This window comes from Mesorhizobium sp. B2-3-7, assembly GCF_006442695.1.
Classification (GTDB): domain Bacteria; phylum Pseudomonadota; class Alphaproteobacteria; order Rhizobiales; family Rhizobiaceae; genus Mesorhizobium.
The window spans coordinates 120,418-134,504 of record NZ_VFVV01000009.1 but is presented as its reverse complement, the minus strand read 5'-3'; the positions used below and the strand labels follow the sequence as shown (position 1 = coordinate 134,504).

The following is a 14,087-nucleotide window of genomic DNA, read 5'->3' as shown; positions in this document are numbered from 1 at the left end:
CCTCTGGTCAGACTGAGCTTGCGGCCATGTCGCCGTCATAGGCGGCCCTCACCAGCCGCCGCATCGCGGCGATGTCGAAAGGACGAGGGTTGTTCTTGATCAGCCGATCGATGCCGAGCGCCTGCTCGGCGGTCCAGTCGATCTTGTCGTGTGGAAGACCCAGATCGGCCAGCGTGCGGGTGATGCCGATCGCCGCGAACAGCCGGGCCACCTCATCGATGGTGGCGCGCGCGGTCGCCTCGGCGCTCTTTGTCTCCGTCACCCCCAGAGCGGCGCCGACCGCCGCTATTTCGTCGGTCGCGGCGGGCAGATTGTAGCTCATCACGTAGGGAAGCATCGTCGCCACGCCTAATCCGTGCGGCGTGTGGGTAAGCGCGCCGACGGGATATTGCACGGCGTGGGCAGCCGCCGTTCCGGCCGTGCCGAAAGCGCAGCCGGCCGCCAGCGCTCCCATCATGACATCGGCGCGTGCGTCTTCGTCCGAGCCGTCCCGGTAAGCCTTTTCGAGACTGCGGCCCAGGAGTTGGATGGCCAGCAGCGCGAAATGATCGGTCAGCGCGCTCTTGCCGACAAAGACATGCCGCTGCGGCAAGTGCGGATCGGAGCCGCGTTTGGCGGACGTGAAGGCTTCGATCGCGTGGGTGAGCGCGTCGGCTCCGGCGATTGCCGTGAGGGAGGGCGGGCATGTCGCGGTGAGTTCCGGATCGCAGAGCGCGACCGCGGCAATGAGATGGGGACTGGAAATGCCGACCTTCAGTGTTCGCTCCGGATCGGAGATCACCGCTACCGGCGTCACTTCCGAACCGGTGCCGGCGGTGGTCGGGACCGCGATTACCGGGAGCGTGGGGCCGGCCACCTTGAACTCCCCGTAGTAGTCCTGAAGCCGCCCGCCGTGGCTAATCAGCAACGCGGCGCTTTTGGCCATGTCCAGGCAGCTGCCGCCACCGATCCCGATCACCATGTCCGGCTTGAAGTCCTTCGCATGGGCGGCGCAGACGGCAACGCTGTCACGGGGGACATCCGGGAGGATGCGATCGTACACGAGCGTTTCGATCGAGCCAGCTCTCAGTGCCGCGCTGATTTGCGCGAACATTGGCGTTCCGGCGAAACGCTCATCCGTGCAGATGAATGCGCGCCGGCCATATTTGGCGGCAATATCAGGCAGCGCATGGCGCTGGCCTTTGCCGAAAAGAATCTCACGCGGCAACCGGACTGCTGCAAATAGCGTCATGAACTGTGTCCTTCGAATATGGATTGGGGAGCGGGGGATCGGAGATCACCGCTTGCCCAGCGTGCGTGGCGTGGTTCGGGCAAGGCACGGGCCAGAGCCGAAGTCGAGTTTTCCTGCCTCACGAAATATCCTCTATAAAATCGTATAGGATATAGGATTGAATTGCGCGGAGCATCGTGTTAGAGGTCGCCCCTGTCAAGAGGCAAAACATGCAGAATCCAGACCTTACTGCCGACAACGACGCTCGGTTGACGGGCCGCATCCAGCGCGCCAACAGCCTGTCGGGCGACGTCTACGAGGCGATCTTCCAGCAGCTGATGTCGCTGAAGATAGCTCCGGGATCGCGGATCACCGTCGACAACCTCGTCAAGGAGTTCAACGTCTCGCATACGCCGATCCGCGAAGCTCTTGGGCGGCTGGAAGGCGAGGGCCTGGTGGTGAAAACCCATCTGATCGGGTACCGGGCCGCGCCCCAGATCACACGGCGCCGTTTCGACGAACTCTATGAACTGCGCCTGCTGCTCGAACCTGCAGCCGCCGCCAAGGCAGCCGCTGCGCTCGACGAAGCCCGGCTGATGATTTTGCAGGAGGCGGCTGGCGTGATGGCCAGGCGCGTGGGCAAGGACGAACGCCTGCGTTATTCGAACTTCGCCCGCCAGGATGCCATCTTCCACGACAAGGTCATGGAGTTCGCGCAGAACGAGCTCATCCGCGAAACGCTGAACCACCAGCACACCCACTTCCACATTTTCCGCCTGATGTATCACTCGCGGGTCACCGAGGAGGCGCTCGACGAGCACGAAGCCATCCTCGCCGCTTTCGCGGCCAGCGATCCGGTTGCCGCCGAAAAGGCGATGCGCGTGCACATAGAGAATTCGCGGGACAGGCTCCTGCCTGCATTCGAGTAGGCCGCGATGTTAGTTGCCACTCGCATCGACGGAAGCGTCACCGCTTTGCCGCCGGAGCCCACACAGGCTGTGGCTCCGGTGCTGCGCGCGGAAGGGCTTTGCAAACAATACGGCCCGGTGACCGTGTTGTCGGACATCACGCTGGATATTTTCCCTGGCGAGATCCATGCCGTCATCGGCGAGAATGGCGCCGGCAAGTCGACGTTCATGCGCTTGCTTTCCGGTTACATCGAGCCAACCGCCGGCAGCCTGTCCATGGCCGGTGACCGCGTGAGTTTCAGGACACCTCACCAGGCGCAGGCGGCAGGCATCGCGCTGGTGCATCAGGAAATCCTCCTGGCCGAAGCGCTCACGGTGACCGACAATCTCTTTCTCGGCCGCGAGCTCTCCAGGCGCGGAATCGTCGATGATGGCGCCATGCGCCGCATAGCGGCCGCGAAACTGGCCGAGATCGGTTGCGAGGTGTCGCCGACCGCGCTGGTCCGAGACATTTCGCTGGCGGATCGCCAACTCGTGCAAATCGCCCGCGCGTTGCTCGACGACCACAGGGTCGTCATCTTCGACGAGCCAACAGCGGTGCTGACCGGTGGGGAGGTCGAGCGTTTGCTCGCCATCATCTTCGGGCTCAGGGCGCGGGGCATCGCGGTTCTCTACATCAGCCATCGCCTCGACGAGGTGCAGCGGCTGGCGGACAAGGTCACGGTCCTGCGCGACGGCAAGATGATCGGCACCTATCCCGGCCATGCGTTGAGCCAGGCCGACATGGCGCAGCTTATGGTCGGGCGCGAACTCGCCGCGCTTTATCCTCACAAGCGCGAGGTCCAGACGAGCCGGCCCATGCTGACCGTCAGAAACGCGACTGTTCCAGGTTATGCACGGGACGTGTCCTTTACCGTTCACAAAGGCGAGATTCTTGGCTTCGCCGGCATGATCGGGGCGGGGCGAACCGAGTTGTTCGAAGGCATTGTGGGGCTTAGGCCGGCGACGGCTACGATCGAGCTCAACGGTTCGCCGATACAGATACATTCACAGCGCGAGGCCATAGAGGCGGGCATCGGCTATCTGACGGAAGATCGCAAGGGCAAGGGCCTGCTTTTGCAGGAGCGGCTGGCGCCGAACCTGACCCTCTCGTCGCTTGGCCTTCTGCATCCGGGACTTCTGGTTCTGCGCGGCCGCGAATCCGAGGCGCTCGCGCGGGCCGTCTCCAGCTACGACATCCGGGTGAAGAGCCACAACGCCAGGGCAGGGCAGCTTTCGGGCGGAAACCAGCAGAAACTTCTGCTGGCCAAGGTGCTCCTGACCAATCCTTCGGTCGTGATCATCGATGAGCCGACGCGCGGGATCGACATCGCCAACAAGGCGCAGATCTACGCCTTCATCCAGGAACTCGTGGGCCAAGGCAAAGCCTGCATCGTCATCTCGTCGGAGATGCAGGAACTGGTCGGCATCTGCGACCGCGTCCTGGTCATGCGCGAAGGCAGGATCAGCGGCGAGGTCTCGGGCGAAACGATGACCGAAAGCAACATCGCGCTGCTGGCGACCAGTGACAAAGGCCATGGCACGGCCCAAGGAGGAAGACAGTGACGGCGCTTACCCATTCCATGTCTGCCCGAAGCGACAGGCAGCACCATTTCTCGTGGACGGATGCCGGCCCTTTCCTTGCACTGTTCGCACTACTGGTGGCGGGATTCCTCATCAATCCGGATTTTCTTTCCGCGACAAACCTGGGCAACGTGATCACGCGCAGCGCTTATGTCGCCATCATAGCCGTCGGCGCCACATTCGTGATCTCATCAGGCGGGCTCGACCTTTCGGTCGGCTCGATGGTCGCCTTCATCGCCGGCGTCACGATCATGTTCATGAACATGATGGCCCCCAGCCTCGGCCTTTGGGCCATCCCGGCAGGCATGGTGATAGCAGTCGTCGCGGGGCTTCTATGCGGCCTCGCGAACGGTCTCATCGTCACGGTCGGAAGGATCGAGCCGTTCATCGCCACGCTCGGCACAATGGGTATCTTCCGCGCACTGATCACCTATATGACCGATGGCGGCACGATCCCGATCGATCGCTCGCTGCGGGACGCGTACCGGCCGGTCTATTTCGGCGCCGTCGCGGGCATTCCGGTGCCGATCCTTCTGTCGGCGCTCGTTGCGGTGGTCGGCGCATTTGTCCTCTACAAGACCAAATATGGCCGCAAATGCGCGGCGGTGGGCGCGAACGAGGACGTCGCCCGCTATTCGGGCATCTCGGTCGTCAAGACGCGCACCATTGCCTATGTCATCCAGGGTGCATGCGTGGCGGTCGCCGCCATCTGTTACGTGCCTCGTCTGGGAGCCGCCACCCCGACCACCGGACAGCTTTGGGAGCTGCAGGTGATAACGGCCGTTGTCATTGGCGGAACGGCGCTGCGGGGCGGCAAGGGCCGCATCTGGGGCACCATCGCCGGTGCGGTGATCCTGGAGCTGATCGCCAACCTGATGGTGTTGTCGGATTTCGTTTCCGAATACCTCGTCGCCGCGGTGCAGGGCGTCATCATCATCATCGCCATGCTCGTGCAAAGATTTTCGAAATAGCTCGTCTTCGGACCGGACGGGCGCCTGTTGTGTGGTCCATATCTCGGGAGGTATTTATGTTTAGCAGGAAATGGGTTGCCGTCGCGGCAGTCGGCGCACTGATGGTGGCCGGCCAGGCGCTTGCAGCCGACAAGAAGGTGGTCGCGGTGTCGATCCCGGCGGCGGATCATGGCTGGACGGCCGGCATCGTCTATCACGCGCAGGCCGCCGCAAAGGAAATCAACGCGGCCTTCCCGGATGTCGAAGTCGTCGTGAAGACGTCGCCCTCGGCGGCCGACCAGGTAAGCGCGCTGGAGGATCTGTCGGCCAGCCGCAAGCTGGATGCGCTGGTGATACTGCCCTACACCTCCGAGGAACTGACCCAGCCGGTGAAAGCCATCAAGGAGATGGGTACGTTCATCACCGTCGTCGACAGGGGATTGACCGACCCTTCCATTCAGGACCTGTATCTTGCCGGCGACAACATCGCGGTTGGCACCAATACGGCGAAGTTCATGATCGACAAACTGGGCGGCAAAGGTGACGTCGTCGTGCTGCGCGGCATTCCCACCGTCATCGACGACGAGCGTATCAAGGGCTTCGAGGACACGATCAAGGGTACCGGCCTGAAGGTGCTTGACATGCAGTATGCCCACTGGAACAGCGACGAGGCCTTCAAGCTCATGCAGGACTACCTGGCCAAGCACCCGCACATCGATGCGGTCTGGGCCAACGACGACGACATGCTTCTCGGTGTGCTCGAGGCCGTCAAGCAGTCCGGCCGAACCGATATCAAGCTAGCGCTCGGCGGCAACGGCATGAAGGACATCGTGAAGAAGGTGATAGACGGGGATGCGATGACACCGGTCGAGACGCCGTATCCGCCGGCGATGATCAAGACCGCTATCTACATGACCGTGGCCAACTTGATCGGTCAGGCTCCGGTTCGCGGTGCCGTCAAACTCGACGCCCCGCTCATAACCCAGGCCAACGCCAAGGAATATTACTTCCCCGACTCCCCGTTCTGAGGCCCGCAATCCGAATGAGGCAAGGCGCGTGATGCGCCTTGCATGCCAACAACAGAGAGGAAGAGCTATGCCAGGCAAGAAGATATTGATGCTGACCGGTGAGTTCACCGAGGAATACGAGATTTTCGTTTACCAGCAAGCGATGGAAGCCGTTGGTCACACGGTCCATGTCGTCTGCCCCGACAAGAATGCGGGCGACCTGATCAAGACCTCGCTGCACGATTTCGAAGGGGACCAGACCTACACCGAAAAGCTCGGGCACTACGCGCTGATCAACAAGACGTTCTCGGATGCGGAAAGGCAGCTCGACCAGTACCACGCGGTCTACTGCGCGGGCGGACGCGGACCGGAATACATCCGCACCGACAAGCGGGTGCAGACGATCGTTCGACACTTTCACGAGACCAAGAAGCCGATCTTCACGATCTGCCATGGCGTGCAGATCCTGATCGCGGTCGACGGTGTCGTGCGCGGCAAGAAGGTTGGTGCGCTGGGCGCTTGCGAGCCGGAAGTCACTCTCGCGGGCGGAACTTATATCGACCTCTCGCCGACGGAAGCCTATGTCGATGGCACGATGGTGTCGGCCAAGGGATGGACGGCGCTGGCCGCCTTTATCCGTGAGTGCCTGAAGGTGCTCGGCACGGAAATCCGCCACAACTGACCCGCTAACCAAGGCGGAGGCCGGCGCGCTGCCGTGGCGTGTCGGCCTCCACCAGTGATGCCGAGACCTTCGCCGATGCGGACGACTGTATCGACCGTCGTGCAAAAGGTATGCGCGGTGCGTCCTGCCGGTTTAGCGGCCGCTGCGCCGGACAGGTCCAGCTTTTTCCTTACGCAATCGCGAGCGGAAAAACGTTACCCACTTTCCTGGGGTTGCTTCAACGCGCGGCGGCAATCCAGTCGGCAAGGCTGCGGGCGAAGCTTCGCGGCACGATCAGGTCGCAGCTGCTCTCGCCTGTTCGCAGATAGAGCGCCGGCACGTGATGGACGGACGTCTGTACGGCACGGCCGGGAGCCGAAGCGGCGGACGACCAGTCGACCGGCATGCAGGCAGAGAGAATGTCCTGAAGACGCGCACCCTCCATCCTGAATCGCACCCGGCCTTCGCCGAGCAGAACCGAGCAGCCCAATTCAGGATCGATCGCAATGGCCGGCGGTTCCGCACCTGTCTCGACGATCAGCCAAAGACGGCGGGGGGTGATCCTGACGATGAGGGCGCCAGCATGCCGAACCGTCTCGCCGACGTCGGCAGGGAGCCTCGCGCCCAAGGCCTGCGAGACGCTCGTTTCGAATCTTGTCAGCGTTTCTTCCCAGCCCTCGATCTGAACGATCGGGCAATCGGAGGCCCACAGGTTGAAGTCCTTCGACAGCACAGGCTCAACCATGCATGCGCTCTCCCTTGGGATCTAGGAAAACAGAAGGCACGACGCGGGCGCGAACCGTCTCTGTCCGCATCGGGTAGACCGCGATGACCTCGTCTCCTTCGGCCGCGGCATTGCCCGCGAACAGCGCCAGTCCGACATAGTGGCCGAGTTCCGGGCTGAAGGTAACCGACGTGATCCGGCCGCGCCCGTGGCCGGTGACGGCATCGCCAGGCAGGAACAATATGGCGCCTCCGCGCAGCCGCTTGCCGTCCTCGATGCATTCCAGCCCGATGAGGCGCTGGCGGTCGGGCGCCTGAAACGCCGGGCGGCGTCGGAGGACGTCGCCGACGAATCCGCTGCGTTTGCCAACCATGCGGCCGAGGCCGAGATCATCGAGCGTGGTGCGGCCATCGATCTCGGGCCCGGCGACATGGCCCTTTTCGACGCGCAGCGCACCAAGCGCCTCGACGCCATAGGGCTTGAGGCCGAACGGCGCGCCTGCTTCGATGAGACGGCTCCAGGCCTGTTCGCCGGCGCTGGCGCCGACATAGATCTCGTAGGCGCGCTCGCCGGAATAGCTGAGGCGAATAACGCGCAGGGCCCGTCCGTCGAACCCGGCTTCGATGACGCCCATATGCGGCAGCGTCTCGTTGGAGACATCGAGCGCGGGAAAGGCGGCGGCAAGGACATCGCGGCTTCGTGGCCCGGCGATCGACATCGCCGCCCACTCGTCGCTTACCGAAGAGACCGCGACACGCAAATCCGGCCAGGCGGTGTCGAGCAGGAATTCCAGCCGCGACAGGACATCGGCGGCCCTGGCGGTAGAGGTGGTCATGAAGAAGCGATTTTGCGACAAGCGCGTGGTGGTGCCGTCGTCGAAGACGACGCCGTCGTCGCGCAGCATGACGCCGTAGCGCGCGCGGCCAACCGGAAGCTTGGCGAAACCGTTGGCGTAGACACGGTCGAGGAATATGGCCGCGTCCGGCCCCTGCACGTCGATCTTGCCGAGGGTGGAAATGTCCATCAGCCCGGCGCCGCCGCGCACGATCCGCATCTCCGCGACATAGGCTTCATTCACGTCGCGTCCGGCATCGCGATAGAAATACGGACGCATCCAGAGACCGACCTCGAGCATCTCGGCACCGTTTGCCAGGTGCCAGTCGTGCATCGGCGTGCGACGGACCGGCTTAAAGTGATGACCGACGGCGCGACCGGCCAGCGCGCCGATCGCGACCGCCGCGTAGGGCGGGCGAAAGGTCGTGGTTCCGGTTTGCGCAATCGTCGCCCGGCGCAGCGCCGCCATGGCCGAAAGTGCTGCGAAATTGCTGGTTTTGCCCTGGTCGGTCCCCATGCCGAGCGTGGTGTAGCGCTTCAGGTGTTCGACCGATTCATAGCCCTCGCGATGGGCGAGCTCGATGTCCTTGGTGGTCACATCCATCTGTAGATCGACGAAGGCCTTGCCGCGCCCCGCGGAAGAGATCGCACGAAAGGGAGCGGCCGGGGCCCCTTCGAGATCGAGTTCATCCGGCGCCGGCATGGCCGCCGGTTTTCCACAGAAGCATGCCGCTTCGACGCCGGCGCGGTGGCCGTCCTCGATCGCGTCGGCGGTCGAGAAGCGCCCCATCATCGCGCCGGCGCCGAACTGGCCTGCCGGAAAGCCGCCCGGAACGAAGCCGTCGATGTCGTCGCGATAGACGGGCCTGACGCCAAGATGCGAGGTGAGATGCACGGTCGGCGACCAGCCGCCGGAGACGCAGACGAAATCGCAGGCGATTTCCGATTTGGCGCTCGGGCCGGCAAGCCGTACGGCCTTCACCGCATGGCTGCCGCGCAGATCGGCGATCCGGGTTCCGGAGCGGATCTCTACGTTCAGGCGTCCGGCTTCCGCCGCCAGACCGGCGGGCGGAGCGCCGCGCTGGTCCGCGACCGTCACTCGCGCGCCGGCGGCGGCGAGGTCGAAAGCAGCGCGATAGGCACCGTCGTTCATCGTGGCCACGAGGATATTCTTCCCCGGCAGCACGGCGAAGCGGTTGAGATAGGTCCGGGCGGCGGACGCCAGCATGATGCCTGGCCGGTCGTTGTTGGAGAACACCAGCGGCCGTTCGATAGCACCGGCCGCAAAGATGATCGAGCCGGCGCGAAGCACGATGAAAATCTGCCGAGCAGCGCCTTGCGCGACCTGGCCGTCATGCCTCTCGATCAGCCCCAGCGTGTTGCCGTCATAGGTGCCGAACGCCATTGTCTTGCGCATCAGGGTGACGTTGGGCTGGCCTGCAAGCTCCGCCTCGATCTTTGTCAGCCAGGCTGCCGCCTTGCCATCGGTGCGCTCGGCAAGAAGTTGGCCACCGAGCAGAAAGTCCTGTTCGACGAGGACGACCCTGGCGCCGCTGGCTGCCGCGGCGCGCGCCGCCGACAGGCCGGCAGGGCCGCCGCCGACGACTGCAACATCGGCAAATGCATGCCGGGTCTCGTAACGGTCGGGATCGGGTTCGGTGCCGGCCCGGCCCAATCCCGCGGCTTTACGGATGAAATGCTCGTAGAACATCCAGGCGCGGCGGGTCGGACCCATGAAGGTCTTGTAGTAGAAGCCGGCAGAAAGAAGGGGCGCAAACAGGCCGTTGACGCTCTGCACGTCGAAGGCAAGGGACGGCCAGCGATTCTGGCTTTCGGCAGTCATACCTTCAGCCAGTTCCAGTGTCGTGGCCGGAAGGTTCGGTTCGCGCCGTCCACCGCTTCCGAGCGTAACCAGCGCGTTGGGTTCTTCCGGGCCGGCCGAGAAGATGCCGCGCGGCCGATGGTATTTGAAGCTGCGGCCTGTCAGCATGAGCCGATTGGCAAGCAGCGCGGAAGCAAGCGTATCGCCTCGATAGCCGCCCAGCTCGCGGCCGTCGAATGTGAAGCGGAGCGGCTGCGTGCGGTCGATGCGGCCGCCGGCGGCCAGACGATTTCCAATCATTTTCATGCTGGCATTTTCCTGGCGAAGCCGACCGATGCGATAGCGTGGTTCCTCGTGTCGCGCTCGATGACCAGCCATTGCCGGCAGCCGGTCACATGCTGCCAGAATTCACGGTGCGGTCCCGCCGGGTTCTTGCGCACGTAGACATAGCGATACCACGCCTCCGGATCGGGATCGTCATGCGCCGGACGCACCGCGGAAGCGTCGCCGCCATAGCGGAACTCGTCATGGTCGCGCAGGCCGCAGCATGGGCAGTCGATGCGAAGCATTTCTCTCGTTCTCTATTGCAGCCAGGCCGAGGGGCCGGCGCCGGCTTCGTCGAGCGTGTGGCCGGTCCGGAAACGGTCGAGCGCGTAGGCGGCGGTCAGCGGATGCGGCTTGCCGGTGGCCAGCATATGGGCAAAGCACCAGCCGGAGGCCGGCGTCGCCTTGAAGCCGCCATAGCACCAGCCGCCATTGAGATAGAGCCCTTCTATCGGGGTCGGGCAGATGATCGGACTGGCGTCCGGCGTCATGTCCATGACGCCGCCCCAATGGCGCAGCAGCCTGACACGCGAGATGCAGGGCATCAGGGCTATCGCCGCCTCCGCCACTTCGCCCACGACGCCGAGATTGCCGCGCTGGGCGTAGGAATTGTAGCCGTCGAGATTGCCACCGAAGACCAGCCCGCCCTTGTCCGACTGGCTGACATAGAAATGGTCTGCGCCATAAGCGACGACGTGATCTACCAGCGGCTTGAGCGGCTCGGTGACGAAAGCCTGGAGCACGTGGCTTTCGATCGGCAGTTCCAGGCCGGCCCTGGCGGCGAGGAGCGAAGTATGGCCTGCGACGGCGAGGCCGACCTTGCCGGCGCCGATGCGGCCCTTGCTGGTCTCGACACCGACGATCCTTTCGCCGTCGCGGACAAAGCCGGTCACCTCGCAATTCTGGATGATGTCGACCCCGTGGCCGTCGGCAACGCGCGCATAGCCCCAGGCGACGGCATCATGGCGGGCGGTGCCTGCGCGGCCTTGCAAGATCGCGCCATGGATCGGAAATCGCGCGGTTTCGGAGAAATCGAGATAGGGTACCAGCCGGCGCACAGCGTCGCGGTCGAGTATGTCGGCGTCGATGCCGTTCAGACGCATGATGTTGGCGCGATGGCTGAATGTGTCGAGTTGATCGACCGAATGGGCAGTGACGATCTGGCCGCGCTGCGAAAACATCACGTTGAAGTTCAGCGCCCGCGACAAGCCTTCCCACAGCTTGACCGAGAATTCGTAGAACTGGGTGTTGCCGTCGAGCAGGTAGTTGGAGCGGATGACGGTGGTGTTGCGGCCGACATTGCCGCCGCCGACATAGCCCTTTTCCAGAACGGCGACATTGCGGATGCCGTGGTTCTCGGCGAGGTAGAAAGCCGTCGCAAGGCCATGCCCGCCCCCACCGACGACGATCACGTCATAGGCGGGCTTCGGCTCGGCCGCGCGCCAGGCGCGCCGCCAGTTCTTCTGGCCGGAAAGGGCATTGCGGAAAATCGAAAACGCCGAATAGCGCGCCATGTTCATGGTCTAGCGGACGATCGGGCCGGCCGGGGTGCGGGTCAGCACTTCGGCCCCCGCATCGGTCAGCAGCACGGTGTTGGAGATGAAATGGTCGCCGCGGCCGGTGCCCATCAGCCAGGACAGGATGTGGAAGCTCATCCCGGTCTCGATTTCGAGATCGGAATCGTGCCTGAGGCCCGTCACCGAATTGCCGCCGGTCCATGAGGGCGGCTGGCCGATGCCGACGAGATAGCCGCAATGATGGCGGCGATAATGCGACAGGCCGGCCTCGTCGGCGACGCCTTGCCAGGCGGCGTAGACATCGCGCGCCCTGGCACCTGGCTCGAGCGCCCTGACGACGGCCTCGAATGCCTTGGCCGTGACCTCGGCCATGGCGGCATCTTCGTCCTTGATGTTGCCGATGCGGATCAGCCGGCCAAGCGGCGCGTGATAGCGCGAGACACAGCCCGACAGTTCGACGAAGACCGGCTCGCCGCTGCGATAGATGCCGTCGCCCCAGGTCGTGTGCTCCTCGCCGAGCCGGGCGGCGGGCCGGATGAACGGGCCGAAGCCCGGCGCGTGGCCGCCGGCGCGCACCATCGCCGCCACGCATTGGGCGGCAACCTCCTGCTCGGCGGCGCCGTCGGAGATGGCAGCGATGGCGGCACCTGCCGCAGCATCCGTGACCTTGGCGGCGCGGCGCATCAGCACCTGTTCCTCGGCGCTCTTCACCAACCGCATCTTGTCGACCAGTCCCGAGACGTCGCTCCACTTGGCGTCGGCCTGCGCCTCAAGCTTCAGGGCGAGGCCGTGGCTGAGGCCGGACGTCCAGTTTTCGATGCCGATCCGTTTGCCGGCCAGGCCGAGTTCGGAAATGACGCGCGCGGCGAGGTCGGCCGCGGTCTCGCTGTCGGAGTGACCGCGGAATTCTGCTGCCTTCACCTGATTCTCGATCGTCACCTTCTCCATCGACCGGGTGACCAGGATAGGACGCCGGTCGAGCGTGACGATCAGGAGGTGCGGCGCGAAATAACCCCAATGGTCGAGGCCGGTGAGATAGAAAACAGTCTCCGGCGAGGCGAAGACGGCGGCGTCGAGCTTGCGCTCTGCCAATGCCGTGCGAACTTTCGACAAGCGGCCGGCGATCTCGGCTTCGGAAAAGGGATTGCGGTCCATTGAGGTGTCCTTGAGTTGCCGGTCCTGGGCTGATGGTCAGTCGATGAAGATGGGATCGCGGGTCACGTCGCAGAGCCGCTCGCCGCCGCCTTCGCTGGCGCTGGGATCCTGGCAGATGATTGAGATCGAAGCCGGCCTTTGCCATGCGTTGCTTCACGTCGGCCAGGCGCCGCGCGTATTCCGCCTTGGTGGGCCCGCCCGACGCGTCCAAAGCCGTTTTCCTTCCTGCCCTCATCCAAAGGCGGTTCGTATCGCATCGAGAAAGCACACCTTAATTGTGCACAACTTGCGCATCACAAAGCCGCACAATCAAGCCCAATGGCGATTTTTCCAGATTCGTACAGTGCGTCTTGCGATATGTCCAGATGAGTTGTATACGTCTTAGTGCGCTTGACGCGATGGTGGAGAAACATCGTTCGAGCCCGATAATTATCGAAGAAGAAAAGGGGAAAGCATGTTCACGTCACAGATATCCCGCCGCGCGCTCGTGAAGGCCGCCGCCTGTCTTGCGCTCGCCGCGACCGCATTCACGTCACTGCCGGCCCATGCCGAAACGACGCTCGAACGCGCCAAGAAGGACGGCTATATCCGCGTCGGCTTCGCCAATGAGGCGCCGTTCGGTTTCGCCACGCCTGACGGCAAATTGACCGGCGAAGCGCCGGAAGTCGCCAAGGCGGTGCTCGCCAAGATGGGCATTGCGCAGGTCGACGGCGTGCTGACCGAATTCGGCTCGCTCATTCCGGGTCTCAAGGCCGGCCGCTTCGACATCATCGCCGCCGGCATGTTCATCAATCCCAAGCGCTGCGCCGAGATCAATTTTTCCGAACCGTCCTATGGCATCGGCCAGGCCATGCTGGTCGCGAAGGGCAATCCGAAAGGCGTGAAGGACTATTCGAGCATCAAGGACAATCCCGATCTCAAGCTCGCCGTGATGGCGGGCGCCGTCGAGGGGGGATATGCGAAGGACGCCGGCGTTGCCCAAGGACAAGTCGTTTCCTTGCCCGACCAATCCAGCCTGGTCGCCGCGGTCCAGTCTGGCCGTGCCGATGCTGCCGCGCTAACCGCGCTCTCGATCGCCGACATGGCCAAGAAGGCCGATGGCGTCGAATCGACCAAGCCCTTCGGTGAAGTTGCCGGCAAGTCGGTGAAGGGCCATGGCGGCTTCGGCTTCCGCAAGGAGGACACCGATCTGCAGGAAGCGTTCAACGCCGAACTGAAGAAGTTCCTCGGTACGCCGGAGCATATCGCGCTGGTCGAGCCGCTCGGCTTCGGCAAGGACTATCTGCCGAACAAGACGACTGCAGAGCTCTGCAAGGGCGAATAAATTCCCAACTGCTGGGCGGCGTGAAAAC

12 protein-coding genes are annotated in these 14,087 nt (G+C 63.8%); 6 read left to right on the top strand and 6 right to left on the bottom strand.

Translation table 11 applies throughout. The annotated features are described in order from the left end of the window. Positions 1-7: 7 nt before the first annotated feature. Entirely contained in the window at positions 8-1,231 is a 1,224-nt protein-coding gene (locus tag FJ940_RS19055) for an iron-containing alcohol dehydrogenase (protein WP_140657510.1), read from the bottom strand. A 209-nt stretch (positions 1,232-1,440) separates the two neighbouring features. Here FJ940_RS19055 and FJ940_RS19050 point away from each other — a divergent pair, with 209 nt between their 5' ends. The 5 genes from FJ940_RS19050 (at position 1,441) to FJ940_RS19030 (ending at position 6,380) form a co-directional block, all read left to right on the top strand. Next, entirely contained in the window at positions 1,441-2,139 is a 699-nt protein-coding gene (locus FJ940_RS19050; protein ID WP_140657508.1) for a GntR family transcriptional regulator, read from the top strand. Positions 2,140-2,145: 6 nt separating this feature from the next. Next, entirely contained in the window at positions 2,146-3,723 is a 1,578-nt protein-coding gene (locus FJ940_RS19045; RefSeq protein ID WP_140657506.1) for a sugar ABC transporter ATP-binding protein, read from the top strand. A 17-nt stretch (positions 3,724-3,740) separates the two neighbouring features. Further along, positions 3,741-4,712 (top strand): ABC transporter permease, encoded by a 972-nt coding sequence (locus tag FJ940_RS19040; protein ID WP_140499447.1) that lies wholly within the window; start codon positions 3,741-3,743, stop codon positions 4,710-4,712. Between the two features lie 56 nt (positions 4,713-4,768). Next, on the top strand, positions 4,769-5,719 hold the full coding sequence (locus FJ940_RS19035) for a substrate-binding domain-containing protein (protein ID WP_140499292.1): 951 nt from the start codon (positions 4,769-4,771) through the stop codon (positions 5,717-5,719). A 67-nt stretch (positions 5,720-5,786) separates the two neighbouring features. Beyond that, positions 5,787-6,380 carry a DJ-1/PfpI family protein gene (locus FJ940_RS19030; RefSeq protein ID WP_140657504.1) on the top strand — a complete coding sequence of 198 codons (594 nt, stop codon included), beginning with the start codon at positions 5,787-5,789 and terminating at the stop codon, positions 6,378-6,380. A gap of 217 nt (positions 6,381-6,597) precedes the next feature. Here the strand turns inward: FJ940_RS19030 and FJ940_RS19025 are convergent, their stop codons facing one another. From FJ940_RS19025 to FJ940_RS19005, 5 genes are read right to left on the bottom strand one after another with little or no spacing between them, the layout of a single operon-like run. After that, positions 6,598-7,104 carry a sarcosine oxidase subunit gamma family protein gene (locus FJ940_RS19025; RefSeq protein ID WP_224646822.1) on the bottom strand — a complete coding sequence of 169 codons (507 nt, stop codon included), beginning with the start codon at positions 7,102-7,104 and terminating at the stop codon, positions 6,598-6,600. Beyond that, complete coding sequence (locus tag FJ940_RS19020; RefSeq protein WP_348641156.1) at positions 7,097-10,045, bottom strand: sarcosine oxidase subunit alpha family protein; 2,949 nt, start codon at positions 10,043-10,045, stop codon at positions 7,097-7,099. Before FJ940_RS19020 ends, FJ940_RS19025 begins: the two co-directional genes overlap by 8 nt. Then, positions 10,042-10,308, bottom strand: a complete 267-nt coding sequence (locus FJ940_RS19015) for a sarcosine oxidase subunit delta (protein WP_140499288.1) — start codon at positions 10,306-10,308, stop codon at positions 10,042-10,044. The genes FJ940_RS19020 and FJ940_RS19015 overlap by 4 nt, the downstream gene beginning before the upstream one ends. Before the next feature lie 12 nt (positions 10,309-10,320). Beyond that, positions 10,321-11,577 carry a sarcosine oxidase subunit beta family protein gene (locus tag FJ940_RS19010; RefSeq protein ID WP_140499286.1) on the bottom strand — a complete coding sequence of 419 codons (1,257 nt, stop codon included), beginning with the start codon at positions 11,575-11,577 and terminating at the stop codon, positions 10,321-10,323. Between the two features lie 9 nt (positions 11,578-11,586). Beyond that, complete coding sequence (locus tag FJ940_RS19005) at positions 11,587-12,735, bottom strand: Xaa-Pro peptidase family protein (RefSeq protein WP_140499284.1); 1,149 nt, start codon at positions 12,733-12,735, stop codon at positions 11,587-11,589. A 454-nt stretch (positions 12,736-13,189) separates the two neighbouring features. Between FJ940_RS19005 and ehuB the strand changes: the two genes are divergently transcribed. After that, positions 13,190-14,059: an ectoine/hydroxyectoine ABC transporter substrate-binding protein EhuB gene (gene ehuB / locus FJ940_RS19000; protein ID WP_140499283.1), complete on the top strand. Its 870-nt coding sequence runs from the start codon at positions 13,190-13,192 to the stop codon at positions 14,057-14,059. Positions 14,060-14,087: the final 28 nt, after the last annotated feature.

What these genes read in the sequence shown, in the direction of transcription:
- ehuB (WP_140499283.1), top strand. Translation starts at nt 13,190, where the DNA reads ATGTTCACGTCACAGATATCCCGCCGCGCGCTCGTGAAGGCCGCCGCC.
- FJ940_RS19050 (WP_140657508.1), top strand. Translation starts at nt 1,441, where the DNA reads ATGCAGAATCCAGACCTTACTGCCGACAACGACGCTCGGTTGACGGGC.
- FJ940_RS19005 (WP_140499284.1), bottom strand. Translation starts at nt 12,735, where the DNA reads ATGGACCGCAATCCCTTTTCCGAAGCCGAGATCGCCGGCCGCTTGTCG.
- FJ940_RS19025 (WP_224646822.1), bottom strand. Translation starts at nt 7,104, where the DNA reads ATGGTTGAGCCTGTGCTGTCGAAGGACTTCAACCTGTGGGCCTCCGAT.
- FJ940_RS19015 (WP_140499288.1), bottom strand. Translation starts at nt 10,308, where the DNA reads ATGCTTCGCATCGACTGCCCATGCTGCGGCCTGCGCGACCATGACGAG.
- FJ940_RS19010 (WP_140499286.1), bottom strand. Translation starts at nt 11,577, where the DNA reads ATGGCGCGCTATTCGGCGTTTTCGATTTTCCGCAATGCCCTTTCCGGC.
- FJ940_RS19035 (WP_140499292.1), top strand. Translation starts at nt 4,769, where the DNA reads ATGTTTAGCAGGAAATGGGTTGCCGTCGCGGCAGTCGGCGCACTGATG.
- FJ940_RS19020 (WP_348641156.1), bottom strand. Translation starts at nt 10,045, where the DNA reads ATGAAAATGATTGGAAATCGTCTGGCCGCCGGCGGCCGCATCGACCGC.
- FJ940_RS19030 (WP_140657504.1), top strand. Translation starts at nt 5,787, where the DNA reads ATGCCAGGCAAGAAGATATTGATGCTGACCGGTGAGTTCACCGAGGAA.
- FJ940_RS19055 (WP_140657510.1), bottom strand. Translation starts at nt 1,231, where the DNA reads ATGACGCTATTTGCAGCAGTCCGGTTGCCGCGTGAGATTCTTTTCGGC.
- FJ940_RS19045 (WP_140657506.1), top strand. Translation starts at nt 2,146, where the DNA reads ATGTTAGTTGCCACTCGCATCGACGGAAGCGTCACCGCTTTGCCGCCG.
- FJ940_RS19040 (WP_140499447.1), top strand. Translation starts at nt 3,741, where the DNA reads ATGTCTGCCCGAAGCGACAGGCAGCACCATTTCTCGTGGACGGATGCC.